At 38.4% G+C, this 25,860-nt stretch carries 27 protein-coding genes; 24 read left to right on the top strand and 3 right to left on the bottom strand.

Features of this window, described 5'->3' with window-relative positions:
- Window positions 1-54: 54 nt before the first annotated feature.
- The 4 genes from lon to hpt are packed head-to-tail and all read left to right on the top strand — an operon-like array spanning window position 55 to window position 3,837.
- Window positions 55-2,385: an endopeptidase La gene (gene lon, locus H8692_RS10070; protein ID WP_187525669.1), complete on the top strand. Its 2,331-nt coding sequence runs from the start codon at window positions 55-57 to the stop codon at window positions 2,383-2,385.
- Window positions 2,366-2,953 carry a ribosome biogenesis GTP-binding protein YihA/YsxC gene (gene yihA, locus H8692_RS10065; RefSeq protein WP_177270703.1) on the top strand — a complete coding sequence of 196 codons (588 nt, stop codon included), beginning with the start codon at window positions 2,366-2,368 and terminating at the stop codon, window positions 2,951-2,953. Before lon ends, yihA begins: the two co-directional genes overlap by 20 nt.
- Window positions 2,954-2,960: 7 nt before the next feature.
- On the top strand, window positions 2,961-3,320 hold the full coding sequence (locus tag H8692_RS10060) for a YkvA family protein (protein WP_177270704.1): 360 nt from the start codon (window positions 2,961-2,963) through the stop codon (window positions 3,318-3,320).
- Window positions 3,310-3,837: a hypoxanthine phosphoribosyltransferase gene (hpt, locus tag H8692_RS10055; RefSeq protein ID WP_177270705.1), complete on the top strand. Its 528-nt coding sequence runs from the start codon at window positions 3,310-3,312 to the stop codon at window positions 3,835-3,837. Before H8692_RS10060 ends, hpt begins: the two co-directional genes overlap by 11 nt.
- Before the next feature lie 84 nt (window positions 3,838-3,921).
- On the opposite strand, the gene H8692_RS10050 is transcribed toward hpt, so the two are convergent.
- Window positions 3,922-4,413: a stage V sporulation T C-terminal domain-containing protein gene (locus H8692_RS10050; RefSeq protein WP_177270706.1), complete on the bottom strand. Its 492-nt coding sequence runs from the start codon at window positions 4,411-4,413 to the stop codon at window positions 3,922-3,924.
- A gap of 164 nt (window positions 4,414-4,577) precedes the next feature.
- On the opposite strand from H8692_RS10050, the gene cls reads away from it, so the two are divergent.
- The 9 genes from cls (at window position 4,578) to H8692_RS10005 (ending at window position 13,370) form a co-directional block, all read left to right on the top strand.
- Window positions 4,578-6,128 carry a cardiolipin synthase gene (gene cls / locus H8692_RS10045; protein WP_177270707.1) on the top strand — a complete coding sequence of 517 codons (1,551 nt, stop codon included), beginning with the start codon at window positions 4,578-4,580 and terminating at the stop codon, window positions 6,126-6,128.
- A gap of 20 nt (window positions 6,129-6,148) precedes the next feature.
- Entirely contained in the window at window positions 6,149-7,438 is a 1,290-nt protein-coding gene (locus H8692_RS10040; RefSeq protein ID WP_177270708.1) for an amidohydrolase, read from the top strand.
- Between the two features lie 2 nt (window positions 7,439-7,440).
- On the top strand, window positions 7,441-9,069 hold the full coding sequence (locus tag H8692_RS10035; RefSeq protein WP_177270709.1) for a putative polysaccharide biosynthesis protein: 1,629 nt from the start codon (window positions 7,441-7,443) through the stop codon (window positions 9,067-9,069).
- A gap of 185 nt (window positions 9,070-9,254) precedes the next feature.
- On the top strand, window positions 9,255-9,533 hold the full coding sequence (locus H8692_RS10030) for an HU family DNA-binding protein (protein WP_177270710.1): 279 nt from the start codon (window positions 9,255-9,257) through the stop codon (window positions 9,531-9,533).
- A 59-nt stretch (window positions 9,534-9,592) separates the two neighbouring features.
- Window positions 9,593-9,835: an RNA-binding S4 domain-containing protein gene (locus H8692_RS10025; protein WP_177270711.1), complete on the top strand. Its 243-nt coding sequence runs from the start codon at window positions 9,593-9,595 to the stop codon at window positions 9,833-9,835.
- Window positions 9,836-9,888: 53 nt separating this feature from the next.
- Entirely contained in the window at window positions 9,889-10,845 is a 957-nt protein-coding gene (locus H8692_RS10020) for an acyl-CoA dehydratase activase-related protein (protein WP_187525624.1), read from the top strand.
- Window positions 10,842-11,984 (top strand): acyl-CoA dehydratase activase-related protein, encoded by a 1,143-nt coding sequence (locus H8692_RS10015; protein WP_187525623.1) that lies wholly within the window; start codon window positions 10,842-10,844, stop codon window positions 11,982-11,984. Before H8692_RS10020 ends, H8692_RS10015 begins: the two co-directional genes overlap by 4 nt.
- Window positions 11,926-12,870, top strand: a complete 945-nt coding sequence (locus tag H8692_RS10010; RefSeq protein ID WP_177270714.1) for an acyl-CoA dehydratase activase — start codon at window positions 11,926-11,928, stop codon at window positions 12,868-12,870. Before H8692_RS10015 ends, H8692_RS10010 begins: the two co-directional genes overlap by 59 nt.
- Before the next feature lie 62 nt (window positions 12,871-12,932).
- Window positions 12,933-13,370, top strand: a complete 438-nt coding sequence (locus H8692_RS10005; RefSeq protein ID WP_177270715.1) for a PaaI family thioesterase — start codon at window positions 12,933-12,935, stop codon at window positions 13,368-13,370.
- 108 nt (window positions 13,371-13,478) lie between these two features.
- On the opposite strand, the gene H8692_RS10000 is transcribed toward H8692_RS10005, so the two are convergent.
- Window positions 13,479-14,867: a zinc-binding metallopeptidase family protein gene (locus tag H8692_RS10000; protein WP_177270716.1), complete on the bottom strand. Its 1,389-nt coding sequence runs from the start codon at window positions 14,865-14,867 to the stop codon at window positions 13,479-13,481.
- A 118-nt stretch (window positions 14,868-14,985) separates the two neighbouring features.
- Between H8692_RS10000 and H8692_RS09995 the strand changes: the two genes are divergently transcribed.
- From H8692_RS09995 to rpmB, 5 genes are all read left to right on the top strand, one after another.
- Window positions 14,986-15,519 (top strand): GNAT family N-acetyltransferase, encoded by a 534-nt coding sequence (locus H8692_RS09995; RefSeq protein WP_177270717.1) that lies wholly within the window; start codon window positions 14,986-14,988, stop codon window positions 15,517-15,519.
- A 262-nt stretch (window positions 15,520-15,781) separates the two neighbouring features.
- A complete protein-coding gene (locus tag H8692_RS09990) occupies window positions 15,782-18,127 on the top strand; it encodes an anaerobic ribonucleoside triphosphate reductase (protein ID WP_177270718.1) in 2,346 nt (781 codons plus the stop codon).
- On the top strand, window positions 18,127-18,639 hold the full coding sequence (gene nrdG / locus H8692_RS09985; RefSeq protein WP_177270719.1) for an anaerobic ribonucleoside-triphosphate reductase activating protein: 513 nt from the start codon (window positions 18,127-18,129) through the stop codon (window positions 18,637-18,639). The genes H8692_RS09990 and nrdG overlap by 1 nt, the downstream gene beginning before the upstream one ends.
- A gap of 157 nt (window positions 18,640-18,796) precedes the next feature.
- Window positions 18,797-20,227: a type I glutamate--ammonia ligase gene (gene glnA / locus H8692_RS09980; protein WP_177270720.1), complete on the top strand. Its 1,431-nt coding sequence runs from the start codon at window positions 18,797-18,799 to the stop codon at window positions 20,225-20,227.
- 503 nt (window positions 20,228-20,730) lie between these two features.
- Complete coding sequence (gene rpmB, locus H8692_RS09975) at window positions 20,731-20,922, top strand: 50S ribosomal protein L28 (RefSeq protein ID WP_177270721.1); 192 nt, start codon at window positions 20,731-20,733, stop codon at window positions 20,920-20,922.
- 63 nt (window positions 20,923-20,985) lie between these two features.
- Here rpmB and H8692_RS09970 read toward each other — a convergent pair whose 3' ends face one another.
- Window positions 20,986-21,192 (bottom strand): hypothetical protein, encoded by a 207-nt coding sequence (locus H8692_RS09970; RefSeq protein ID WP_177270722.1) that lies wholly within the window; start codon window positions 21,190-21,192, stop codon window positions 20,986-20,988.
- Window positions 21,193-21,286: 94 nt separating this feature from the next.
- Between H8692_RS09970 and H8692_RS09965 the strand changes: the two genes are divergently transcribed.
- The 6 genes from H8692_RS09965 to H8692_RS09940 all read left to right on the top strand — a co-directional run bounded on the left by H8692_RS09965 (window position 21,287) and on the right by H8692_RS09940 (window position 25,815).
- Complete coding sequence (locus tag H8692_RS09965; RefSeq protein WP_177270723.1) at window positions 21,287-21,688, top strand: Asp23/Gls24 family envelope stress response protein; 402 nt, start codon at window positions 21,287-21,289, stop codon at window positions 21,686-21,688.
- Complete coding sequence (recG, locus tag H8692_RS09960) at window positions 21,689-23,728, top strand: ATP-dependent DNA helicase RecG (protein ID WP_177270724.1); 2,040 nt, start codon at window positions 21,689-21,691, stop codon at window positions 23,726-23,728. It abuts the gene before it with no gap.
- Between the two features lie 88 nt (window positions 23,729-23,816).
- Window positions 23,817-24,017 carry an alpha/beta-type small acid-soluble spore protein gene (locus H8692_RS09955; RefSeq protein WP_177270725.1) on the top strand — a complete coding sequence of 67 codons (201 nt, stop codon included), beginning with the start codon at window positions 23,817-23,819 and terminating at the stop codon, window positions 24,015-24,017.
- A gap of 141 nt (window positions 24,018-24,158) precedes the next feature.
- Entirely contained in the window at window positions 24,159-24,695 is a 537-nt protein-coding gene (gene rsmD / locus H8692_RS09950; RefSeq protein ID WP_177270726.1) for a 16S rRNA (guanine(966)-N(2))-methyltransferase RsmD, read from the top strand.
- Between the two features lie 52 nt (window positions 24,696-24,747).
- A complete protein-coding gene (gene coaD, locus H8692_RS09945; protein ID WP_177270727.1) occupies window positions 24,748-25,236 on the top strand; it encodes a pantetheine-phosphate adenylyltransferase in 489 nt (162 codons plus the stop codon).
- 9 nt (window positions 25,237-25,245) lie between these two features.
- A complete protein-coding gene (locus H8692_RS09940; protein ID WP_177270728.1) occupies window positions 25,246-25,815 on the top strand; it encodes an ATPase in 570 nt (189 codons plus the stop codon).
- The last annotated feature ends 45 nt before the right edge of the window (window positions 25,816-25,860 follow it).

Raw genomic sequence — 25,860 nt, 5'->3', positions numbered from 1 at the left:
AATGCGGAGAAAAATGCGGAGCAGATAGATAGCGATGTTTTAGACGATAGTGTCATGGAACTGCCTATGATTCCGCTGAGGGGATTATCGATATTCCCTAATATGGTGCTTCATTTTGATATAGGCAGAGAAAAATCCATAAATGCGCTTGAAAAGGCAATGGTGCTAAATCAGCATATCTTTCTGGCGTCACAGAAAGATGACAATACTGATTTGCCTGTACCGGAAGATTTTTATCATATAGGTACTGTTGGAAAAATAAAGCAGATGCTTAAACTTCCCGGAGATTCTATAAGAGTTTTGGTGGAAGGCGTATGCAGAGGAGCTATCGAGGAAGTAATGTTCGAGGATCCTTATTTTAAATGTAAAATAAAAAAGATCGAAGAGCCGGTATATTCTGCTGAGGATACTGAGGCAGAAGCTTTAATGAGAACGGTTCTTTCCAATTTTGATGAATATATAAATATTAATAAAAACTTGGCTCCTGAAATATTTGCCACAGTAGTGACTATCGAAGATCCGGGAAGGATGGCTGATATGATTGCATCCCATCTGGAGATAAAGCTGGAAGATAAACAGCAGTTGCTTGAGACATTGGATCCTAAGGAAAGACTTGAAAAGCTTAACTCTATTTTGATAAAGGAAATCGAGATCCTTAATATAGAACAGGACATTTCAAGTAAAGTTAAATCTCAGATAAATAAGAACCAGAGAGAGTATTATCTGAGGGAACAGATGAGAGCTATCCAGGAAGAACTGGGCGTTGCCGAGGATGTAGAGGATGAGGTGGCAGGTTTCACAGAGCAGCTTGAGGCACTGGAGCTTGAGGAAAAGACAAAGGAAAAGATTGCAAAAGAAATAAACAGGTTTTCAAAGATGCAGTCGTCATCTGCCGAGGCTAATGTAAGCAGGAATTATATCGAGACTATTCTTGCTCTTCCATGGAACAAAGAAAGCAAGGATAATATAGATCTGAAAAAAGCAGAGGATATTCTGAATGAAGATCATTACGGACTGGATAAGGTTAAAGAGCGAGTACTTGAATATCTGGCTGTAATGCAGCTTTCGGATGGTCTTAAAGGACCTATTCTCTGTCTGGTTGGGCCTCCGGGAGTAGGCAAGACTTCTATCGCAAGAAGTATTGCGAGATCTATAGGAAGAGAATTTGTAAGGATGTCTCTGGGAGGCGTGAGAGATGAGGCTGAGATCAGAGGTCATAGAAGGACGTATATAGGAGCGATACCGGGAAGGATAATAAGTTCAATAAAGGATGTTGGAACAAAGAATCCTGTTTTTCTTTTTGATGAAGTGGACAAGATAGGAGCCGACTACAAAGGTGATCCGGCATCAGCCTTGCTCGAAGTATTGGATCCGGAGCAGAATAAAGATTTTACAGATCATTATCTTGAAGTGCCTTTTGACTTGTCGAAGGTTATGTTTGTCACAACAGCTAATACAACCAGCACTATACCGAGGCCACTTCTTGACAGGATGGAAGTCATAGAAGTAAGCGGATATACTGAAGAAGACAAACTCAATATTGCTGAGAAATATTTGGTTCCTAAGCAGATGAAAGAAAATGGGTTAACAAGAAGTAATATATCATTTACGGAAAAGGGAATAAGGACACTTATAAATTATTACACCAGAGAATCAGGAGTAAGAAATTTAGAGCGAGAGATAGGCAATCTTTGCAGGAAAGTGGCTAAGAATGTTGTTTCTGGAGATACGAAGAAAGTCAGTATAACAGGCAAGAAAGTTGAAGATATGCTGGGTAAGAAAAAGTATCGGTTTGATATGATCAAGGGAGAAAAGGAAGTCGGCGTAACTACAGGACTGGCATGGACCATAGTCGGCGGAGATACTCTTTTTATCGAAACCACTGCTGTTCCGGGAACAGGGAAACTTGTGCTGACAGGACAGATGGGAGATGTTATGCAGGAATCTGCCAAAGCAGGTGTCAGCTATATAAGATCCATGTGTAAGAAACTGGGGATTGATGAGGACTTTTACAAAAAATACGATTTGCATATTCATATCCCTGAGGGAGCTATTCCTAAAGATGGTCCGTCAGCAGGTGTGACAATGTGTACTGCTATTATTTCTACATTGACCGGTATACCGGTAAGGAAAGATGTGGCTATGACAGGAGAGATAACCCTCAGAGGAAAGGTTCTTCCTGTAGGAGGCATAAGAGAAAAAGTTATGGCAGCGCACCGAGCCGGCATAAGAAAAGTACTTCTCCCTAAGGATAATGATGTTGATATTCAGGATATCCCTGAAGTAGTGAGAAATGATATGGAATTTGTTCTTCTTAAAGATGTTAATGACGCTTTGAAAGAAGTTCTCGTAAAGGATAAAAAGGATGATAATAAAAAAGGCTGATATAGAAACCATTGCAGTCAAGCCGCAGCAGTATCCGGAAGGCAATCTGAAAGAGATTGCCTTTGCCGGTAGATCTAACGTAGGCAAATCCTCTCTGCTCAACCTGCTGACAAAACGGCGCAATCTTGCTCGCGTCAGCGGAAATCCGGGAAAGACAAGAACCATAAATTTTTATCTGATAAATGATGAATTCAGGATAGTGGATCTTCCGGGCTATGGATACGCTAAAGTTTCTAAGTCTGTTTCGCAGAACTGGGGAGATATGATGGAAATGTATCTTGCGGGAAGAGAAAATCTTGTAAAAGTTGTACAGCTTGTAGATATAAGACATGCTCCGTCGAAACAGGATGTGGAAATGTATGAATATCTCAAATATTATGGACTGGATGGATTGGTCGTTGCGACTAAAGCTGACAAGATTTCGAGAAATCAGACAATGAAACATATAAAGATTATAAGACAGACATTAAAGTTGTCCTCGGAAGATAAAGTTATACCGGTATCAGCTCTTAAGAAGACGGGATATCAGGAATTGCTTGACGAGCTGGAAAGTGTTTTGGGGGAGTAGGCGGCAGATGCATTATTTTGGAATCAGAGTGCTTATTAAAAGGATAAAAGCTATTAAATTCATGATGGCTGATAAATCCGTGCCAAAGAGAAAAAAAGCTTTGATAGTTTTCGGGATAATATATTTATTTCTGCCTATAGATCTGATACCTATCGTACTGTTTCCCATAGCATGGGTGGACGATCTGGCTCTTTGGATATTCATACTGTGGTATCTTAGAAGTGAACTTGATAAATACTGGCTTGGAGGAAAATCAAAGGATCTGTCAAAAAAATATCGTGGAAAAACATTTGTTGATGATGTAGAATATGAAGTAAACGAAGGCAAAGCGGAGAAACATAAAGGAGATAATTCAGATGTCAAATGATACTGTAGGGAATGTTATGATAACGCAGGAACAGATCAGTAAAAGAGCGGCAGAAATAGCGAGAGAGATAGAAAAAGATTTCTGCGGACAGCAGATTGTTTTGGTAGGAATACTGAGAGGTGCTGTCATGTGGATGGTAGATATAATGAAAAATGTTGATTTGGATATGGTTATAGATTTTATGTCTGTCAGCAGTTACGGATCATCAACCAAATCATCGGGAATCGTTAAGATCAACAAGGATCTGGACACTGATATAGAAGGCAAGAATGTGATAATAATAGAAGATATTGTCGATTCGGGAACTACACTTAACTATTTAAAAGGATATTTTGAAAACCGTGATGCCAAGACAGTAAAAATATGTACACTGCTGGATAAACCCGAGGGGAGACGAGTTGAGATAGATGTTGATTACATAGGTTTTACAGTAGATGATAGATTTATTGTAGGATATGGTCTGGATTATGATCAAAAATACAGGAATCTTCCGTATATATCTTATCTTGAAGAATAGTTTTTTATAGAATGTACGAACGGGGCTTCGCAGTAAGATCTGAAACTGCGTAAGCCCCGTTTTTAACTGAATGTGTTTTTTATATCAGTTCTCCATTTGTTTTGCAAGAAAGCCTGCGCCAAGCTCGGCAGTTTTTATCTCAAGATCACTTAGAACTTTGCCTTCAGGCGGAAGGATAGTAACCGATCCGATAGGATCACCGTTTGACAGTATCGGGATCACTACCTTTGTATTGGTTTCATATTTGCTTTTTTTCTGTATTATATCGTCCAGATCTTCATCGATAGCTTTGTTTATATAGTCCTTTTGCTTCAGTCCTGAAACGGCTACAAAACGATCTGTATCAGAGACCAAAACAGGAAGTCCTAAAACAGAAGCAGCAGATTCTGCGAAGCCTTCCGCGATCTGTCCCAGTTCACTGATGGGAGAATATTTCTTTAAAATCACTTCTCCTGTAGTGCCGGTGTAGATCTCAAGAGGATCACCTTCGCGTATTCTGAGTATTTTTCTTATTTCCTTTGGAACGACTACTCTTCCCAGATCATCTATTCTTCTTACTATTCCGGTTGCTTTCATTTAATTTCCTCCAATATGTTTTCTATAAGGATATTGTTTGTAAAAGTTGGTTAAATATACATGTGAAAGTCTTTGACTTTTAGTGTTTCATGAAGTAACATTTTAATAGCTGTGTTTTTTTGAGAATATGTTTTAGATAAAAAATAGGAGAAATCAGGAAATTTATGCGTAAATTGAGAGGCTTGTGGAAAATCGTATTCGGGCGGACAACAATGTTGGTATTGTTGCTTTTCATACAGGCATTGGTACTTTTTGGCGGGTTCGTTATACTCGGCAGACAAGTGTTGATGCTGAACTATATGTCAGGCTTTTTAGCTGTTATGATATTAATGTATATTTTGAATGTAAAACAGAATAGCAGTTTTAAGCTGATGTGGATAATTTTTATATTGGTAGTACCAATAGTGGGAGTTGCTTTTTATATATATACTAAACTTCAGCCGGGCACGAGATTTATTTCCAGACGTGTACGCGAGCTGATAGAGGAAGAGAAAGTTTTTCTGAGTCCTGATGCGGCGGTGTTGGAGAGAGTGTATGAGACATCAAAGCCGGAAGCGGGCTTGCTGAGATATATACATGATAAAGGGAATTATCCGGCATATGGCAATGCGAGTGTAAAATATTTTCCTTTGGGAGAGGATAAGTTTAAAGAGATGATATATCAGCTGGAGAGAGCAAAAGACTTTATTTTTCTTGAGTATTTTATCGTAGAGCGCGGTCATATGTGGAACACTGTTTTAGAGATTTTAACACGTAAAGTTCGAGAAGGTGTAGAAGTAAGATTTATGTATGACGGTACCTGTACGTTATCGCTGTTACCCAAGAATTATAATAAAAGGATGGAAGCGCTGGGAATAAAATGTAAGATTTTCTCGCCGATGATGCCGTTTCTTACTACTCATCAGAATAACAGAGATCATAGAAAAATATTGGTAATAGATGGTCATACAGCCTTCACAGGCGGGATAAATCTGGCAGATGAATATATAAATGAAAAAGTGCGTTTCGGTCACTGGAAAGATACTGCTATTATGGTGAAGGGCAAAGCGGTCAATAATTTTACTCTTATGTTCCTGCAGATGTGGAATATAACAGAGACTGAATGTGAGAATTACGGGCGATATATGTATATGGGAAATGATCGTTTGGAACCTTCTATGAGAAACGGGGGATATATAGTTCCTTATGGTGACAGCCCTTTTGATAACGAAGAGGTGGGAGAGAAGGTTTATCTGGATATATTGAATACAGCAAAGGATTATGTGCATATCATGACACCGTATCTGATTCTTGATGAGGAATTGTTAAACGCTATAATATTTGCTGCCCAGAGAGGGGTAGATGTGAAGATAGTTCTTCCTCATATACCGGATAAAAAATACGCATACTGGCTTGCAAGGACTCATTATATGGAATTGATTGCAGAGGGTGTGGAAATATATGAGTATACGCCGGGATTTGTTCATGCTAAAGTTTTTACAAGTGATGATGAGAAGGGTGTAGTAGGTACGATAAATCTTGATTTCAGAAGTCTTTATCTTCATTTTGAATGTGCGGCATATATTTGGAGAAATCCGGTGATAAGAGATATAGAGGCTGATTTTCAGGTGACATTAGAAAAATGTGAAAGGATATCTCCTCAAAACTGCAGAGAATATAATTTGTTTTATAAAATATTGGGACGGGCTTTAAGATTAGTTGCGCCGCTTATGTAAACAGGAAAGGAATATCAGTTATGTTATTCAATAATATTACTGTATTGAATGAGAAATTAAAGATAGAAAAAAACCGATATGTGTTAATAACAGAAGATAGAATATCGTATATTGGAAGTGAGCCACCGCAGGAATATCACGGGCGTGAGGTGGATGGAAAAGGAAAACTTCTTATGAGCGGCTTTTTTAATGCTCATGCACATTCTCCAATGACGCTTATGCGAGGGTATGGGGAGAATATGATTTTGCAGGATTGGTTGACAAAGAAAATATTTCCTTTTGAAGATAAGCTTTACGGAGAGGCCGTATATTGGGGAACAATGCTTGCTATGGCTGAATCCCTCAGATTCGGAATAGTTTCTACAAGCGATATGTATTATTTCTGCGATGATATGGCGAAGGCTGTGATGGACAGTCAGACAAAAAATAATATATCTCGTTCAATAGCTAATCCGGCAGGTATTAGTGTAAATGAGCTTGAAAGCTTTGAAGAGATGAAACGCTTTTTCAGGGATTTTAATAATGCTGCTGATGGAAGAATAAAGGTGGATATGAGTCTCCATGCTGAGTATACATCTAACCCTGATACTGCTGCGGCGCTGGCTGATTATGCCGGATCTTTGCAGAATGTCAATATGCAGGTGCATGTATCTGAGACTAAGATTGAGCATGAAGAATGTATAAAACGTCATGGTATGACGCCAGCGGCGTATCTTGAGAAGATGGGAATATTTAATGTGCCTGCAGTAGCCGCGCATTGTGTTTATTCAGATGATGATGATCTTGATATATTCAGAAAAAAAGGTGTTACAGTGGCCACTAATCCTGTAAGTAACATGAAACTGGCCAGCGGCATATGTAATGTACAGAAAGTTATAGATAAGGGAATAAATCTTGCTATAGGAACAGATAGTGTTGCCAGTAATAACAGTCTGAATTTTATGGAAGAGATAAAGACTATGGCAATAGGATGTAAGACAATATCAAATGATCCTACCGCAGTTACTGCCGAAGATGCTTTGAAAGCTGCAACTTTAGGAGGGGCCCGGGCTCAGGGAAGAATGGACAGCGGAGCTTTGAAGCTTGGAAACAAGGCAGATCTTATTGTTGTCGATATTTCCGGGCCTAATATGCATCCTGTTCACAATCTCATCAACAATTTGGTATATTCTAATTCAGGAAGTGATGTCATCATGACATTAGTAGACGGTAAAGTATTGTATGAAAAAGGTGAATACAGTACGATAGATATAGAGAAAACCATATCTCAGGTTGAAAAAGCAACTGAAAGAATACTTGAAAGGCTTTGATTATGACTAAAAAATCGTTATTAAGAGGCGCAGCAGTTATGGCTGTTGCGGGAATTGTGGTTAAGATACTGGGCGCTGTTTTCAGAATACCATTAGCTAACTTCATTGGTTCTGTGGGAATGGCCAATTATTCTCCGGCTTATTCATTATACAGTTTTCTGTTGGTATTTGCTACGGCAGGGCTTCCTGTGGCTATTTCGAAGATGGTGTCTGAACGGTACGCAGTCGGACAGTTCAGAGAAGCTGAACGTGTATTCAGATTATCGAGAGCACTGATGATGATAATGGGAATTATAGGATTTCTTATACTGTTCTTTTTCAGCGATCTGATAGCTGATCTTATAAATATTCCCGGATCAGCACTGTCTATGAGAGCAACTTCTGTAGCTCTGCTTCTTGTTCCTATAATGTCATCTTACAGAGGATACTTTCAAGGAATGCAGGAAATGGCTCCTACAGCCATATCAGAAGTAGCGGAACAGACTTTCAGAGTATGTTTCGGTTTAGCTTTGGCTTGGATTCTTATGGGTAGCGAGTATGGAATGCTTGGGTTCACTCCTGAACAGAGAGGCGCTGCGGGAGGATGTTTCGGAGCCTCTGCAGGATCTATAGGAGGTCTTGCTGTAATGTTGATTGTCTATGTGATTTCAAGAAAGAATATAAAAAGAAGGATAAGAAATGACAGGACGACTGAGAGAGAGTCTGCGAGAGCTATTTTGAAAAAGATTGCTGTTATAGCAATTCCTATCACCATAGGTGCGGCTATAATGCCAATAGTAAATCTTATAGATGCGGGAATAGTACAGACACGGCTTTTGTCATCTGGATGGGATGAAGTTGCCGCAGAGAGCCTTTATGGGCAGCTTACTGGGTTTGCTTCACCTATAACACAGTTCCCTCAGGTATTTATGACAGCTATAGTAATGAGTCTGGTGCCGATGGTTTCCGCCGCAAACAGAGTTGGCAATAAAAAGGAGCTTCATAGCCACATCTCATTGGGGCTCAGAATGACTACCATTATAGCTTTTCCTGCGGCTATAGGAATGTTTGTTCTTTCAGAACCTATTCTTACATTGCTTTATTCATCACAAAAGGCAAGTGCTGTGGGAGCAGCGCCATGTTTGCAAATATTTTCGATAGGCTTCGTATTTTTGGCTATAATAACAACTATGACAGGTGCTCTTCAGGGAATAGGAAAACAACATTTACCTGTTATAAACCTTTTTATTGGAGTAGTCGTAAAATTTATCGTTACGTGGACGCTGACTGCAGTTCCGTCTGTAAATGTCAAAGGTGCGGCAATAGGCTCTGCAGCAGCCTATTTGATAGCTATGATATTGGATCTCATAGCTGTGAAGAAGTACAGCGGAGTGAGATTCTCTTTGAGTCTGACTGTTTTAAAACCTTTGATATCCGCCGTTGTTATGGGTGTGATAGTTGTATTGGGATATAAAGGGCTGTATGCAGTAACATCAAGCAACGGGTTGTCTACGTTAGTAGCCATATTGGTTGGAGTAGTGGTTTATGGACTTATGGTATTAAGGACAAAAACTATCCTCAGAGAAGAAATGATGAATATTTCAATGGGAAGAAAATTAGTTTCCATATGCGATAAACTCAGGTTGTGGTAGATCCATAAAAACGTTGATATTTAAACAAAAAACAGAGTTCTTTGCGTCAAAACGGCTTGACAAAACTATTGAAAGATGGGACAATAGAACACAGGCAAAGATTAATGGTAATTATTATGTGTGCCTGAATGAGTATTTGGAATACTAAAATGTGATATGTTATTAATTTTAAGGAGGATTTATTGATGAATAAAGCGGAATTAGTAGCTGCAGTGGCAGAGAAGACTGGTTTTACGAAAAAGGATGCTGAATTAGCCGTTAATGCTTTTGTTTCAAGTGTAGAGAGCTCTTTAGTAAAAGGCGAAAAGGTTCAGCTTATAGGTTTCGGAACTTTTGAAGTCCGTGAGAGAAAAGCAAGACAGGGAAGAAATCCGAGAAAACCGGGAGAAGTTATAAAAATTGCTGCTTCAAAAGCGCCTGTATTCAAAGCAGGAAAGGCTCTTAAGGACGCAGTAAATAAATAGAACAGAAAGTTACAAAGGGTAAAGTTATTTACCCTTTTCTTTTGTATTAAGGAGGATTCATGAGAGTAGATAAATTTTTAAAAAACTCACGGGTCATCAAAAGACGAACGGTTGCCAAAGAAGCATGTGAGCAAGGCAGGATAACAGTCAACGGAAAGATAGCTAAACCGGGAACAGAGGTAAAGATAGGCGATGAGATTTATATACAGTTCGGAAACGGAAGTCTGAGGATAAAGGTGGCAGAGCTAAAAGACTCGTGCAGAAAAGAAGATGCAGCAACTATGTATCAGGTGATAGAATAGAAAATACCTCTTTTGTCAAAACTATTTGTATAGATTTGGCAGGAGGTTTTTTTATGTTATTGGGAATACCAAGAGGTTTTTTTTATTATGAGTATGTTTCTTTTATAAACAAACTGTTTCAGGATACTGATGTCACTATTATCTCAGGACAGGAAAATAATGAGAGTACGCTGAAAATAGGAGGACGTTTGACTGTTGATGAGGCGTGCCTTCCTGTAAAACTTTTTGTCGGGCAAGTGGAAACTTTATGCAGTCAGTGCGACAAAGTACTTATTTTAAGAGTGATGAAGGATCATAGCGGTGGCTGGCTGTGTCCTAAGCTGCTGGGATTGCCGGAGCTTTCGTCCCGGATAACTGAAGGGAAAAAACTACTTGTAACAGAACCGATATATTTTAATAATAAGAATAAGGCTAAGAAAGCTCTTCGTCATATGTTTAAAAAGCTCGGCATAAAAAGAGATATATTTGAACGTAATTTTGAGAAAGCCTATGGAGATCAGATGAAAGTAACACTCGGTGTCAAAAAAAGTCATGTAGAAGCTGCATGGGAATTTATGCCTGATCCTCCCAGAGAAGGAGAGATACTGCTGCCTAATACTAAAAAAGTTTTAGTTCTAGGGCATTGTTATAATGTATATGATAAATTTGCAAATTGTGACATTATGAAAAAACTGGACGATCTGGCTATCAGTGCAGTTACGGGAAGTGAACTGACTCAGAGCAGACGTGAAGAAGCAGTAAAACGTTTAGATCTTGAGAAAAAACCTTTCTGGGAAGCTTTTGTAAGAATCGTAGGTACTGCTATGGAGCTGAAAAACAATGTAGACGGTATAATATATCTATCTTCTTTTTCTTGTGGGATAGATTCATTGATCTCAGAGATATTGAAAACGCACTTAAAGGAAATCCCAATGATGATGTTGAAGCTGGATGAGCACAGAGGTCAGGCAGGTTTACAGACAAGGCTGGAGGCATTTTCTGATCTTCTTGAGAAAAGGAGGTCTGCATGATGATAACGTTTCCTCATATGGGGCCGATGTCCTGCATTGTCAAATTGCTTTTCAATGAGTTTGGTATTTCCCATATAGTTCCGCCTGATAATGATGAAGAAACACTGCAGGCCGGTATAGAAATATCCCCGGAAGAAATGTGTCTTCCCTTTAAATATATGGTGGGAAATTTGAAGAGAGCTTATGATATGGGAGCTGATACTGTAGTGATGGCAGCCACATGCGGGCCATGCAGATTGGGAGAATACTGTCAGCTGATGATGGATACCCTTGATAAGAATGGTTATCTGTGTAAATGGATTCTCCTAGATTCGCCGGCTGTAATAGGAAGACGTGAATTTTTAAAGCGGCTTTCTGCGCTGAAAGAATATAGTGTTTTGGAATCTTCAGAGTTTACTGCTATTAAATTGGCAAGGAATATTTTCTGCGGTCTTAAATTGATCTTTAAACTTGACACTCTGAGAACAAAAATAGAAAAGACCGCGGGATATCTTGACAAACCTTATGAAGCTGCGGAACTTCTACGTGAAATAGAGGAGAAAATGAAAAATGCCGAGAACTTTTATGATGGTTTTCGTATCATAGAAAATTCATACAGACGTCTGAAAGGTCTGAAGAAAAATCCTGAAGCTGATCCTGTGAAGGTTTTGATAACAGGTGAGATATATACTTCTATAGAAGAAGAAGCAAATGGAAGGCTTGAGGAAAGGCTTATCAGGTTGGGATGCAGTGTAAAAAGACATTTAAATATTTCATGGTGGATACGACACACATTGTCAGATATTATTTTTCCTGATTCAGTATCATCAATATTCGGGAAAAAATATGGGATCCCATGTAATATCGGAGGATATGGAAGGCAGACTGTATCAAAGATAATGAACAGCGGTTCCTTTGACGGAGTGATAAAGATAATGCCTGCGGGCTGTATGCCTGAAATAGTGGCGAAAGCTTTTTGTGAAGGAATTCAGGATAAACAGGATAATAAGATACTCCATCTTATATATGATGAAATGAAAGCAGATGCAGGGTATCAAACTAGAATAGAGGCTTTTGTTGATATGCTGGAAAGGAGAAAACATGTACTGGCTGGGAATAGACATAGGTTCAATAAGTACCGATCTGGTATTGGTGGATGAGAATTCATCAGTTGCAGAATCGCTGTATCTTAAGACTAAAAGCAGGCCGGTGGAAGCCGTTAAGGACGGACTTCGCAGACTGGGAAAAAAATATGTTTCGAATGATATAGCGGGTGTGGGGGTTACAGGTAGCGGGCGATATCTCGGGTCTGCTTTGGCAGGAGGAGATGTAGTAAAAAATGAGATAACATCACATGCAAGGGCTGTAGCTCAAGTAGACCCTGAAATCAGAACAGTGATAGAAATAGGAGGGCAAGATTCCAAAATCATAATTATGGAAGATGGCATGGTTTCTGATTTTGCTATGAATACTGTGTGTGCTGCCGGAACAGGATCTTTTCTTGACAGACAAGCCGGGCGGATGGGAGTGACCATAGAAGAACTGGGAGATATGGCTGCAGATGCCGAAAAAAGCGTTTCTATAGCGGGACGCTGCGCAGTATTTGCTGAATCTGATATAATCCATAAACAACAGATGGGGATAAGGGATGGAGAGCTTATGGCAGGAATGTGCAAAGCTTTAGCTGTTTCATATATGTCAAATGTTGCTAAAGGAAAGAAAATAAAGCCCAAAATCTGTTTCCAGGGAGGTGTAGCTGCCAATAGAGGAATGAAAAGAGCATTTGAAGAAATACTTGGATGTGAGATTTTCGTACCTTGGGAACATAAAATAATGGGAGCTTTCGGAGCAGCTCTTTTAGCAAAGGATAAGGACAGAGGCATTACATGTTTCAAAGGCTTTGAGACAGGATCCGCTGATATTGAGCTTAAGGAAATAGAATGCCGAGGATGTAGTAATAGCTGTACAGTCACACGTATAGAAGCATGTGGTGAAGCTCACGGATATTTTGGGGATATATGCGGAAAATATTCCTTCGTTTTTTAAAATATTATATAGAGACAATTTGTCTTTAACGTTGTAGAATATATAGGAATGGAGGTAAAGTTATGCAATCAAAAGATAAAGTACGGGAAAGAATGGAAGACATAACAAAAGAGATAAGAAATAATAAAACAGTAAATATGAATTCATTACTGTCTCCTGAACCTTACGGATATGATGAAGATAATTTATCAGCTCAAATAAGATTCGTCAGAAAAGATTGGGAGAGGAATGAACGCGGGGAGATACACGGAGGAGCAATATCGGCGATGTTTGATACGGCGATGGGGATGACTGTCCTTGCTTATTCGGATTCTGAAGGAGTGTCTACAGCAGATTTAAGCGTTAGTTTTATCAGACCGTTTTTGGGAGATTCATATATAGTGAAAACAGAAATAATACATTTAGGAAGATCTCTTGTAAGGGTTAGAGCGACTGCTTATGATGAAGGCAACGGCAAGGCTCTTGCATCCGCTACATCCAATTTTGTACATGTGAAATAGCAGGAAATTTGATATTGATGAAAAATACCGGGCATGAAATATACCCGGTATTTTTTGTGTCATTTGGAATAGGATAAAGACAGTAAAGGATACTTTTGCATTTTTTGATTATGAAAGTTCTGTTAAACTTTCGACAAAATGTATTATATTCATAAGTGCAGCATCGCTGTGATGCACGTTGAATCTGTATGATACCATGTTGAGATCCTGTTTTGATGCGAAAACACCACATTCACTGTTTTCGAGAGTAGCAGGAATTATTGAGTCTTCGGAACCTAATGCTTTAGATAAAAAGGCAGCGGGTCCTTTTTTGCTGTCAGAGGACCATGTTTTTTGAGGTTCAGATGCTTCATATGATATATTACATAACCCTGAAGTAGTAAGAAATTCAGATGACATATCGCTGAGGACGTTTTCTTCAAGGCTTCGTGAAATCATAGTGAGCTTAAATGTTCCTTCTGCTGTAGTTACAGAAGATATATCTGATGCAGAAATGATTTCGCCGCTTTCTTCATCCTGTAGATATGTACCTGTTTGAAGGGTATACATGAGACTTATAATGCTGTCGCTGGTTTGACTGCTCATTACAGTTTCCGGCATTGATGTTTCTGTAAATGTATATACGAAATTATCATTGAGCTTTTCCAATTTGTTTTTTACACTGTTATAGGATTTATCAAATTTTTTTTCAAAGCTTTCGATGTCATTGCTGTCTATTACTACTACAGCAGTTGCTGAAGTAGGGGTATAGCTGCTTGTGGACTCGCATTCAAAAGATGCCAGATGAAAAAGCTGACCCGAGCTTTTTTCTGTTGCCAAAAGACTTCCTATTGTTTCAATGGGATTAGGATAATGTCTGTCAAAATCGAAGGGGTCGTGGTATCCGGATATAGACATAGTTATCGCGTAAGCATGAGAGTAGGAAGGAGATGCAGTTTCTATAGATGAAGTCATAGTACTGCTCATCTCATAAGCTCCTGAGGTGTAAAGCTGAATATCATCACTTCGTTCCAAATTTATAAAATTATCACATTTGTAATATTTGGAATCTACCGATTCAGCTCCTGTAAACTGCCCGTCGTTGTTTTCTGTTATGATCAATGTCAGTTTGCCATGCTTTTCAGGACCTAAAAGGGCAGTTAGCGCAGTAGAGAGAGTCTGCATTGAATTATTAAAATCATTTGTTTTTACCGCGCATTGAAATACTGTTGTTTGCGCATCTTTATATCCATCAGTGGCAGGATTGATCATTACCATATGATTCTTATTGTTTTCGGTGATTTCTATATCATTTTTGTTTGCCCACGATTTCAGATATTCGGCAACTAAGGAATATTTTCCTGAATCGCCGGAGAATGTTGAATCAAGTTCTTCATATGTACTTTCCATCGCAGTTTTGAGTTCATTTTCTCTTGTCATTTCTCCCAATGAACAGCTGCCTAAAAATAAAGTTAAAATTAAAATTAATGGTATCATCAGCAATAAATATCTTTTCATGGCCTATATTTCTCCTTGTTTGTTATTATCATTTCTAATATAATAATATAATAACACATGAGAAAAATAAATTGTAGAGATTCGATGAATCTTTAAAAACCTGTTAAAGGAGAGAAGAATGGAAACTGAGAATTTCTTGATAAGAGAAACTGAATTTGATGATTACGAATATTTTGTAAAATGGGAGAATGATCCTGAAGTAACAAAATATCTTACTTTTGATGAAAATCGAAGCTATGAGGATGTGGTGACTGAGGCTATTTATAATAAATTCAGCAGGGAGAAACTGGACTTTACGATAGTAGACCGCGAGAGCGGCAAACCTATAGGCAGAATATTTATTTCTAAGATTGATACTCATTCTGATTCGCTGGATATTACTAAATTTTATATAGGGGAGACGCAGTTCTGGGGAAAAGGCGTTGCCAGAGAGATTATGAATGAACTGCTTGAATATTGTTTCACTTTCCTTCATATGGAACGTGTCACGTTGGATTATTATACGGGTAATAAGAGAGCGTATACTTTATATGAGAGTCTTGGCTTTGAGAAAGAAGGCGTTGCAAGAAATGCTACGAAAAAAGACGGAAAATATTATGATCTTCATCTCATGTCTATGCTTCGTTCTGAATTTTTCGGGGATAAGGATTGATATGAAAAAGGGAATGGGTAAATAATACGGGTTTTCTTAAATTTGTTTTATGTAAATTAAAAGCCTCTGCCTAACAGCGGAGGCTTTTCAGTGCAATGGATTTGCCGTTTAAGGCAAAAAATTGATTTTTAGAAATTTTCTTGGCTTTGAAAAAGTACAATAAAATTATTTGATTTCATATTGACTGATTCTGTATTTTGTGTATAATTTATTCTTGGAATTAAACAACAACAATATATAGTGGTTAGTGAGGGGGAGCATAATGGAACAGATAAAACAGATAATCAAAAGAGACGGGAGGACAGTTGATTTTGATGTAGACAAGATTGCCGATGCCATATATAAGGCTGCTCAGGTACTGGGAGGAAGAGATCATGATATGGCCAGATTTCTTGCCAGACAGGTGGAAGTCTATCTTGTGGAGATATGTCATAATGAGATACCTACGGTGGAGCAGATACAGGATGCCGTAGAGAAAGTACTGATCGAAAACGGTCATGCAAGAACGGCTAAAGAGTTTATCCTTTACAGGGCAGAGCGTACAAGAGTAAGAGATATGAATACGAGGCTTATGAAAATCTATGAGGATCTTACTTTTAAAGAAGCCAAAGATAATGATACGAAACGAGAAAATGCTAATATAGATGGTGATACTGCTATGGGAACCATGCTTAAATACGGTTCGGAGGGCGCCAAGCAGTTTTATGAAATGTTCGTACTTAAACCTGAACATGCCAAAGCTCACAGAGAAGGAGATATACATATTCACGATATGGATTTTCTCACCTTGACCACTACATGTTGTCAGATAGATATAGAAAAACTTTTTAAAGGAGGCTTTTCCACAGGCCATGGATTTTTAAGAGAGCCTAATGATATTCAGAGTTATGCTGCACTTGCTTGTATAGCAATACAGTCGAACCAGAATGATCAGCACGGAGGTCAGAGTATACCTGATTTTGATTACGGTATGGCCAACGGTGTAAAGAAAACATTCAGAAAACTTTACTGGACAAACCTGGGGAAAATGCTGAATCTTCTTTTTGATATAGAAGATGGAGTGGAACAGGCAAAAGCCATAGGTGCCAAAATAATGGAAGAAAATGATATTTTCCCTATATTGGCTGATGATAACGGATATAAAGAAACAGAACGTGAACATCTCAAAGAAATAATAGATGAAAAATTTATAGACAAGCTTCAGAAAAAGGCCACAAAGTATGCTAATGAAGAGATAAAGAGAGCCACATATCAAGCTATGGAAGCTTTCGTACATAATCTTAATACTATGCATTCAAGGGCCGGAGCGCAGATACCGTTTTCGTCCATCAATTATGGTACTGATACATCTCCTGAAGGCAGGATGATCATTGAAAATATAATGCTTGCCACGGAGGCTGGTTTGGGAAATGGCGAGACTGCAATATTCCCTATACATATTTTTAAGATAAAAGAAGGTATCAACTATAATCCCGGAGATCCTAATTATGACATGTTCAAGCTGGCGTGCAGAGTTTCAGCTAAAAGGCTTTTTCCTAATTTTTCATTTATTGATGCTCCGTATAATCTTCAGTACTATCATGAGGGAGATCCTAATACAGAGGTGGCTTATATGGGCTGCAGAACGAGAGTTATCGGAAATGTTCATGATCCTTCAAGGCAGATCGTAGGAGGAAGAGGCAATTTAAGTTTTACATCTGTTAATCTTCCGAGAATAGCCATAAAAGCACATGGAGATATAGATTGGTTTTTTGATGAACTTGAGAGAAAAGTGGATTTGTGTATAGACCAGCTTATGGAGAGATATAAGATACAGGCTTCAAAGAAGGTAAAAAATTATCCTTTCTTGATGGGTCAAGGCATCTGGATAGATTCTGATAATCTTAAGCCTGAAGATTCTGTAGCTGAAGTTCTTAAGCACGGTACTCTTACTGTAGGATTCATAGGATTGGCGGAATGTCTCAAAGCACTTTTAGGCGTTCATCACGGAGAAAGTCAGGAGGCTCAGAGTCTGGGACTTGAAATAATAGGCTTTATGAGAAAAAAAATGGATGAAGAGTCACAGAAAACAGGATTTAATTATACACTTATCGCCACGCCCGCAGAAGGCCTGTCGGGAAGATTTGTGAGAATAGACAGAGCCAAATATGGTGTTATAGAAGGCGTAACAGACAGGGATTATTATACCAATTCGTTCCATATACCTGTTTATTACCATATAAATGCTTTTGATAAAATAAAGCTTGAAGCTCCATATCACGCACTTACTAATGCCGGACATATAACGTATGTAGAACTTGATGGTGATCCATGCAAAAACTTGGATGCTTTTGAGCAGGTTGTAAGATGTATGAAGGAAAGCGGGGTAGGATATGGCTCGATAAATCATCCTGTGGATAGAGATCCGGTATGCGGATATACCGGAATTATAGATAATGAATGCCCTTGCTGTCATAGAACTGAGGATGATGGTGATCAGGGCTTTGAGAGAATCAGACGTATTACAGGATATTTGGTAGGAACTATGGATAATTGGAATGATGCCAAAACTTCTGAGGAAAAAGATCGGGTGAAGCACAGTCTGGATTCGGAAATGGAGACTCTTTAATGAGCAGTTCTTATTCTCTTAAACTGGCAGGTATAGTCAGAGAGTCTATAGTTGACGGCCCTGGAATACGGTTTACTGTATTTTGTCAGGGATGTCCTCATAACTGTCCTTATTGTCATAATCCTGAGACTCATGATTTTTCGGGAGGGTTTCTGTGTAATATCGACAGACTTATGGATGAAATTGACAAGGATCCTCTTCTTGCAGGAATTACTTTTTCGGGAGGAGAACCGTTCTGTCAGGCCGAGGCTTTCGGACATATGGCAAAGCGAGTAAAGGAAAGAGATCTTTCTCTGACGGTTTTCAGTGGATACACATATGAGAGACTGATGGAAATGGCTGTGGAAGATGAGCATATCAGAAGGCTTTTGGAGCTTACGGATATACTTATAGATGGACCATTTATAAATGAACTTAAAGATCTTACTCTTCAGTTCAGAGGAAGCAGCAATCAACGGATAATTGATATGAATAAAACCAAAGCAGCCGGCAGGATCGTTTTATGGAAATGAAAAAATACAGTTCGCATTAGTTTAGATATGCGGACTGTATTTTTTTGTTGACAGATGAAGAATATTAATGATTGACAAGACTTTAAGAACAAATATATACTCTAATGTAGATATGTTTTACTGAAGATTCAGACTAATTTTAAAAAGGAGAAAATAAATGTTTAAATCATTAGAGGAAGCCAAGAAATTTATTGAGGAAGAAGATATCAAAATGGTTGATTTTATGATGATCGATCTTAACGGAAGATGGAGACATCTTACGATACCGGCAGATAGATTCGATGAGGATACCTTGAGAAACGGTATAGGCTTTGACGGAAGCAATTATGGATTCGCGCCTGTTGAAAAGAGCGATATGGTATTCGTGCCGGACCTTTCCACTGCATATATAGATCCGTTTATGGAGATTCCTACACTGGCAATGATCGGAGACGTATACGTTATCAGTGTTCCTGAAAATTATCGTTTTGACCAGGACCCGAGAAATGTTGCTAAGCATGCCGAGGAGTACCTTAAAAACACAGGAATTGCAGACGAAATGATTATCGGACCGGAATTTGAGTTTCACGTATTCGACCATATAAGTTATTCGACGGAGCCTCATCAGTCGGGGTTTAAAATTGACGCAGGTCAGGCAGACTGGAACAAGAATGATGAAGAAGATAATCTGGGGTATAAAATGCCTCATAAAGGAGGTTATCATATGGCGCCCCCTCAGGATGTTCTTTATGATTTTAGAAGCAGAGTCACTATGCTGATGGAAAATCAGGGAATCAAGGTAAAATATCACCATCACGAGGTAGGCGGTCCGGGACAGCTGGAAATCGAAGTCGAGTTCGGCAGCGTTACTGAAATGGCCGACAAGACCATGATGACTAAATATTTAATAAAGAATCAGGCTATAGCTGAGGGAAGAACAGCTACATTTATGCCGAAGCCGCTTTATGATGAAGCTGGAAATGGAATGCATATCCACATGCAGCTTTTTAAAGATGGAAAGCCACTGTTTTATGATGAAAACGGGTATTCGCAGCTTTCGGATACAGCGATGTATTTCATGGGCGGTATCCTCAAGCATATAAAGGCTCTCTGTGCATTTACAAATCCAAGCACCAACTCTTTCAAAAGACTTGTGCCGGGATATGAGGCTCCTGTTACCATAGGTTTTGCCACAGCTAACAGAAGCTCCGTTATCCGTATACCTGCATATGCCAAGGACCCTGACAAGAAAAGATTTGAGGTCAGAAATCCCGATGGAACATGTAATCCGTATTATGCATATGCAGCTATCCTAATGGCGGGTATTGATGGTATTAAGAATAAGATGGATCCTGTTGAAGCAGGATTTGGTCCGTATGACTTTAATCTGTATACTTTAAGCGATCAGGATAAAGTTAAGATTAAGAGCCTTCCAAAGACTCTTGACGAAGCACTTGATGAGCTGGAAAAGGATAATGAATTCCTGACAGAAAGCGGAGTATTTCCTGAAAGACTTATTGAGCTTTGGCTTGAAAATAAACGAGCTGATACGAAGAAGCATACACAGATGCCGACGCCTATGGAGTTTGATATGTATTATGATTTATAGAATTAATTTCTGTTTTGGGAAATTATATTCGCAGAAGAATTGTATCACGGCTAAAGCGATGCAATTTTGGCGTTTGACCTACGTGCCAAATCTCGCAGTAGATTCCTCTAAATCAAAGATTTAGGGAATCCTTGCATGAGACCTGCCGCGAAATCACAGATTTCGGGCTAGGGCTTCAAGTTTTGGGTAGGTATTCTCACTGAAAAAACGCCACGCACTAAAGTGCTGCGCTTTCTGTGTTTGTCCCGCGCGCCGTATCAAAGATACGGGCGAGACATATTCGCAGAAGAATTGCATTACAGCTAAAGCTGTGCAATTCTGGCGTTTGACCTACGTGCCAAAAACAAGTTTTGGGTAGGTCATAAAAAGTTCTTGTGTTTGGGTTTTTGCTATGCTATAATGTCATATGTTCGAGTCTGTCAGTAAACTTTTGGATTTGAACGAGATTGAGTGAAAAAGTTGCGTAAGCTTTTAGATACCAAATGTATAAGGAGGTGCGGCAGATGTCAAGAAAGTGTGAAATTTGCGGAAAAGGACAGGTTTCAGGAAACAATGTATCCCATTCCAACAGACATACGAGAAGAAAATGGAATGCAAATATTCAGACTGTAAGAGTTGAAGAAGACGGAACAGTCAGAAAAGCTAAAGTATGTACAAGATGTTTAAGATCAGGCAAAGTAAACCGTGCCATCTAATTGGAAAATCAGCGCTCATTAAGTGGGCGCTATTTTTATGCGGATATTGTTAATGAAAAATCGTTATTCTTTTTTTAGAAGCATTATACCGAACACTATCAGAGCTGCACTGAGCAGAAGTACCCAGTATTTTAACGGAAGCACAAGAAGAAACACCGTAAAAACACCTAAGAGAAGCATCATAAGACCTATTTTTTTGTTTTTTCCGTTGCAGTTTTTCTTTTTTCTTTTCTTTTTTGGCGGACAGCACTTATAACTTTGTTTATTCATAATGATTCACCTTAGATCATTGTATGAAAACGTGATTGAGATTGTGCATACATAATCGTTTATGATAAAATAAAAATAATAAAAGGAGATCATCATGCTTAATATAAAAACTCAATTAGGTAATATTAATTTTTCACAGAATATAATAAACAAAATAGTTACGGAGTGCGTTAAGAATGTGGGAGACAGAGTGATTCTTCTTAATTATAAAGGCAAATATATGAATGTGGTTCCGGGATTAGCCTCAAAGATGAACCTTTATGATGAGGAAGCAGGATGTATCCATGCAGATGAAACCGATCAAGGAATCAGGATAAATGTATATATAGCAGTGCGTTTCGGCGTCAGTATCAAAAAAGTGACGAGGGAAATAATAAATAGCATATACGAAAATTTTGAAAAATTTATGGGCGAAAAGCCTGCAAGAGTCACTGTTACGGTTACAGGCACCTTTTCAAAAAATATTGCCAAAAGACATATAGAGGTGAGCAGATAAATGCAGTTGAATGATAAAGTGACTCTTCTTAAAGGAATAGGTCCTAAAAAATCAGAAGCTCTGGAAAAACTTAATATAAATACCCTTGAGGACCTTATTTTTTTTCTTCCAAGGGATTATGAAGACCGCAGAAATCAAATCAAAATACACGATATAAAAGATGATGCAGCAGTTGTGGTGAAAGCTGAAGTGAAGCTGATAGTAAATGACAGATATAAGTACGGAAGAAAACAACTGCTAAAACTTTTGGTATCAGATGATACAGGAATGATTGAAGTTGTTTTTTTTAACGCCCGGTATCTGCAAAATACTTTTAAAATAGGAGAAAGTTATATTTTTTATGGTAAAGCTAAAGAAAATTTCGGAAAAATACAGCTTATTCATCCTGATTTTTCAAAGGGATCTGAAGAGAATGGCGGGATACTTCCTGTATATCCTCTCACTAAGGGGATTACTCAAAGAGAAATGCGGAGCTGGCAGGATAAAGTGAGAAATCTTTATAGTAAAGTTGAGGATTTTTTAGGAGAAGATTTTATAAAAAGCAATAGATTGTGCAGCCTTGAATATGCTTTAAACAATATACATTTTCCTCAGGAAAAACAGAAACTTCTTGAGGCTAAATACAGGCTTATTTTTGATGAGTTATTGGTTTTGCAGGTCGGTTTGTTTGCGGCGAGAAAAAATATAAAAGAGGAGGAAAACGGTATAGCGTTTTCATGTAAGGCTGATATTTCAAAATACATAAATTCTATGCCGTATACGCTTACAGGAGCTCAGAAAAGATGTATAAAAGAAATAGAAAAGGATCTTGAATGCGGGAAAGTTATGAACCGTCTTGTTCAAGGAGACGTAGGGTCGGGAAAAACAGCTGTAGCTGAGATAGCTATGTATAAGGCTGTAAAAAGCGGATATCAGGCTGTTTTGATGGCTCCTACTGAAATACTTGCAAGACAGCATTTTGAAAGTATAAGCAGGGCATTTAAATATCATGGAATAGAAGTGGGATTTCTCACAGGTTCTATGAAAGCTGCAGATAAAAGAGCAACTTTGGAGAAAATAAAAGAAGGCTCTTTTCAAATTATAATAGGAACTCATGCTGTTATACAGCCTGATGTGGAATTTAAAAGACTCGGCCTTGTAATAACTGATGAACAGCATAGATTCGGAGTGAGGCAGAGAGTAAAGCTGAAAGAAAAAGGCAGGAATCCTAATGTTCTTGTTATGACCGCTACTCCTATACCAAGGACGCTTTCAGTAGTTCTTTACGGAGATCTTGATGTTTCAGTAATAGATGAACTTCCTCCCGGAAGGCAGAAAATAAGTACCAGAAGCATAGGATATGAAAAACGTGATAACTGTTACGATTTTGTGGAAAAGCAGTTAGCGGACGGAAGACAGGCATATGTAGTTACGCCATTGATAGAGGAATCGGATGTCATGGATCTGAGATCTGCTCACAAAGTGGCAGAAGAGCTTTCGAAACGTTTTAAAGAATATAATGTTGCATTAATACACGGGGCTATGAGACAAGAGGATAAAGACCGCATTATGGAGGAGTTTTATCATGGACTCATAGATGTTTTGGTGGCTACGGTAGTTATAGAGGTTGGAATAAATGTACCTAATTCTACTGTTATCGTGGTGGAAAATGCAGAAAGATTTGGGCTGGCTCAGCTTCATCAGCTTCGGGGCAGAGTCGGGAGAGGACCGCATAAATCTTACTGCTTTCTGATTTTTGAAGGAGATTCGGAAATTGCCAGAAAAAGAGGAGAGATCATGGAAGCTTCCTCAGATGGTTTTTTCATTGCTGAAGAGGATCTTAAACTCAGAGGTCCGGGAGAAATATTCGGAACGAGGCAGCACGGTCTTCCGGATCTGAATATTTCCGACCTTTCCAGACATTTAAAAATTATGGAGCATGCTAAAAAAGAGGCTAAAGTTATTCTTGAAAAAGATCCTGTATTGGAATCTGATGAAAATAAAGGCCTGAAACGAAAGATAACAAAGCTTTTCGGAGAAAATTTGACACTTGATTTGTAGCTTGGTAAATCACGGAAATATATGAAATAATTGCATGTAATACTTTTTTCATCTCGGGTTAAATTATTACTACAGGAGGTGAGGTTAAATGTCATTACAGGATAAAATGAATGTTAGCGCAAAGCCAGCATTAAAGAACTTAAAGACTGAAGTGGCTAACGAGCTGGGTCTTGCAAATTATGACCAGGCAGATAAGGGAAACTTAACTGCTAGACAGAACGGTTACGTTGGCGGCTATATGACTAAGAAGTTAGTCGAAATGGCTGAACAGCAGCTTGCAGGAAAATAAGTAAGTTAATGCAGATTTAAAAAGCAAACTAATGGGAAAGGGAGATATTTGCCTTAAAAGTAAATATCTCTTTTTCAATTTTTGTAGATATATCGGTACTTTAATGCTAAAATTAAAAAAATAGCTTACAGGAGGATTAATATGCGTGTAATTGCAGGAGATTATAAAGGAAGAAGGCTCAAAACACCTTCTGATTATTCTATAAGGCCTACTACAGACAAAGTGAAGGAGGCTCTTTTCAGTATATTGACGGAAAAGATTTATGCAAGCCGAGTGCTTGACTTGTTTTCTGGAACGGGGAATCTGGGCATAGAAGCGCTGAGCAGGGGAGCAGATATTTGTATATTTGGAGATAATTCAAAGGAAAGTATAAAACTTATAAAAGAAAATATAGCTCATTGCAAAGCTCAGGATAGAGCGATAGTTGCTGCAGGAGATTTCAAAAAACTGCTTATGAACGCATCTGAACCTTTTGATATAATACTTTTGGATCCTCCTTATGATGAGGATCTTTTGGGAGTTTGTTTTGAAATGATTGCTGAAAGGAAACTTCTCAGAGAGGGAGGCGTTATTGTAGCCGAACATAGAAAAGAAGAGTCGCTTCCAGACGAATTTTTTGGGTTCAAAAAATTAAAACAGCGTAAATACGGTATTATTATGTTGTCAATATATTGTTGAATGAAGGCTGGATTCGTGATATAATTAATTGGAATTTCTGGGAGGAGTACAGATGAAAACGAAGGCTTTGTATACTGGATCTTTTGATCCTCTTACAAACGGACATTTGAACATAATAGAGAGATCTGCTAAACTTTACGATGAGCTTACCATCGGAATAATAGTTAATCCTTCCAAAAAGTGCGTGTTTTCTTTGGAAGAGAGAAAATTTATGATAGAAGATGCGCTTAAACATCTTAGAAATGTAAAGGTTGATTGTTTTTCCGGGCTGCTTGCCAACTATGTCAATGATAACAGCTTTAATGTAGTTGTCAGAGGCTTGAGAGCCACTATGGATTTTGAATATGAGATTCAGATGGCTCAGATGAATGCAAGACTTTTTCATGAAACTGTTGAAACTGTGTTTCTTATGACTGATCCGCAGTATTCTTTTATAAGCTCAAGTATGATAAAAGAAGTATATTCACTGGGAGGATCCATAGACGGACTGGTTCCTGATGCGATACTGGAAAGAATGAAAGAACTAACTGACGATAAATAGGAGGATAATATGAGGGTTTTAGAACTTTTAGAAGAAATTGAAGAAATTGTTGACACTGCCGCAGGATTTCCTCTTACGGGAAAAATAATGGTGGACTCTCAGGAATTATTGGAAATAGTCAGAGAAATAAGAGCCGAATTACCGGATGAGATCCAGCAGGCTCAGTGGATAAAAAACGAAAGAGAGAGAATAATCGCCGAGGCCAGAACTCAATATGAGGCGGTAATAGAAGATGCTCAGAAACAGGCGGATGCTTTGGTGGAAAATAACGATATAACAGTAAAAGCGAAGCTTCGTGCTGATGAGCTGATGAGAGTTACCGAGAATACTGCTAAACAGCTTAAGATAGGTACATATGATTATCTTGACAGTATATTGTACAGTTTTCAGGGGAAGATGGAACATCTCAGCTCCATATATTTCGGAGAGATGTTTACAAGTATAGAGAAAGCTTTTGATGATATTAATTCTGCTTTGGCAGCCAATAGAGATGAACTCAAAGATATGGCGTACAGGACACAGATGGATGCCGATGATATACCGGCTCCTTCAGCTGAAAGCGAAGAAGAGGATCAGTAAACAATAATAGATACATAATACTCATGGTTTATTAATATAAATAGA

The sequence above is a fragment of the Lentihominibacter hominis genome (genome assembly GCF_014385065.1).
Lineage (GTDB): Bacteria > Bacillota > Clostridia > Peptostreptococcales > Anaerovoracaceae > Lentihominibacter > Lentihominibacter hominis.
The sequence above is the reverse complement of the archived record's forward strand: the minus strand, read 5'-3'. Positions and strand labels throughout refer to the sequence as shown.

What these genes read in the sequence shown, in the direction of transcription:
- lon (WP_187525669.1), top strand. Translation starts at nt 55, where the DNA reads ATGGAACTGCCTATGATTCCGCTGAGGGGATTATCGATATTCCCTAAT.
- yihA (WP_177270703.1), top strand. Translation starts at nt 2,366, where the DNA reads ATGATAATAAAAAAGGCTGATATAGAAACCATTGCAGTCAAGCCGCAG.
- H8692_RS10060 (WP_177270704.1), top strand. Translation starts at nt 2,961, where the DNA reads ATGCATTATTTTGGAATCAGAGTGCTTATTAAAAGGATAAAAGCTATT.
- hpt (WP_177270705.1), top strand. Translation starts at nt 3,310, where the DNA reads ATGTCAAATGATACTGTAGGGAATGTTATGATAACGCAGGAACAGATC.
- H8692_RS10050 (WP_177270706.1), bottom strand. Translation starts at nt 4,413, where the DNA reads ATGAAAGCAACCGGAATAGTAAGAAGAATAGATGATCTGGGAAGAGTA.
- cls (WP_177270707.1), top strand. Translation starts at nt 4,578, where the DNA reads ATGCGTAAATTGAGAGGCTTGTGGAAAATCGTATTCGGGCGGACAACA.
- H8692_RS10040 (WP_177270708.1), top strand. Translation starts at nt 6,149, where the DNA reads ATGTTATTCAATAATATTACTGTATTGAATGAGAAATTAAAGATAGAA.
- H8692_RS10035 (WP_177270709.1), top strand. Translation starts at nt 7,441, where the DNA reads ATGACTAAAAAATCGTTATTAAGAGGCGCAGCAGTTATGGCTGTTGCG.
- H8692_RS10030 (WP_177270710.1), top strand. Translation starts at nt 9,255, where the DNA reads ATGAATAAAGCGGAATTAGTAGCTGCAGTGGCAGAGAAGACTGGTTTT.
- H8692_RS10025 (WP_177270711.1), top strand. Translation starts at nt 9,593, where the DNA reads ATGAGAGTAGATAAATTTTTAAAAAACTCACGGGTCATCAAAAGACGA.
- H8692_RS10020 (WP_187525624.1), top strand. Translation starts at nt 9,889, where the DNA reads ATGTTATTGGGAATACCAAGAGGTTTTTTTTATTATGAGTATGTTTCT.
- H8692_RS10015 (WP_187525623.1), top strand. Translation starts at nt 10,842, where the DNA reads ATGATGATAACGTTTCCTCATATGGGGCCGATGTCCTGCATTGTCAAA.
- H8692_RS10010 (WP_177270714.1), top strand. Translation starts at nt 11,926, where the DNA reads ATGTACTGGCTGGGAATAGACATAGGTTCAATAAGTACCGATCTGGTA.
- H8692_RS10005 (WP_177270715.1), top strand. Translation starts at nt 12,933, where the DNA reads ATGCAATCAAAAGATAAAGTACGGGAAAGAATGGAAGACATAACAAAA.
- H8692_RS10000 (WP_177270716.1), bottom strand. Translation starts at nt 14,867, where the DNA reads ATGAAAAGATATTTATTGCTGATGATACCATTAATTTTAATTTTAACT.
- H8692_RS09995 (WP_177270717.1), top strand. Translation starts at nt 14,986, where the DNA reads ATGGAAACTGAGAATTTCTTGATAAGAGAAACTGAATTTGATGATTAC.
- H8692_RS09990 (WP_177270718.1), top strand. Translation starts at nt 15,782, where the DNA reads ATGGAACAGATAAAACAGATAATCAAAAGAGACGGGAGGACAGTTGAT.
- nrdG (WP_177270719.1), top strand. Translation starts at nt 18,127, where the DNA reads ATGAGCAGTTCTTATTCTCTTAAACTGGCAGGTATAGTCAGAGAGTCT.
- glnA (WP_177270720.1), top strand. Translation starts at nt 18,797, where the DNA reads ATGTTTAAATCATTAGAGGAAGCCAAGAAATTTATTGAGGAAGAAGAT.
- rpmB (WP_177270721.1), top strand. Translation starts at nt 20,731, where the DNA reads ATGTCAAGAAAGTGTGAAATTTGCGGAAAAGGACAGGTTTCAGGAAAC.
- H8692_RS09970 (WP_177270722.1), bottom strand. Translation starts at nt 21,192, where the DNA reads ATGAATAAACAAAGTTATAAGTGCTGTCCGCCAAAAAAGAAAAGAAAA.
- H8692_RS09965 (WP_177270723.1), top strand. Translation starts at nt 21,287, where the DNA reads ATGCTTAATATAAAAACTCAATTAGGTAATATTAATTTTTCACAGAAT.
- recG (WP_177270724.1), top strand. Translation starts at nt 21,689, where the DNA reads ATGCAGTTGAATGATAAAGTGACTCTTCTTAAAGGAATAGGTCCTAAA.
- H8692_RS09955 (WP_177270725.1), top strand. Translation starts at nt 23,817, where the DNA reads ATGTCATTACAGGATAAAATGAATGTTAGCGCAAAGCCAGCATTAAAG.
- rsmD (WP_177270726.1), top strand. Translation starts at nt 24,159, where the DNA reads ATGCGTGTAATTGCAGGAGATTATAAAGGAAGAAGGCTCAAAACACCT.
- coaD (WP_177270727.1), top strand. Translation starts at nt 24,748, where the DNA reads ATGAAAACGAAGGCTTTGTATACTGGATCTTTTGATCCTCTTACAAAC.
- H8692_RS09940 (WP_177270728.1), top strand. Translation starts at nt 25,246, where the DNA reads ATGAGGGTTTTAGAACTTTTAGAAGAAATTGAAGAAATTGTTGACACT.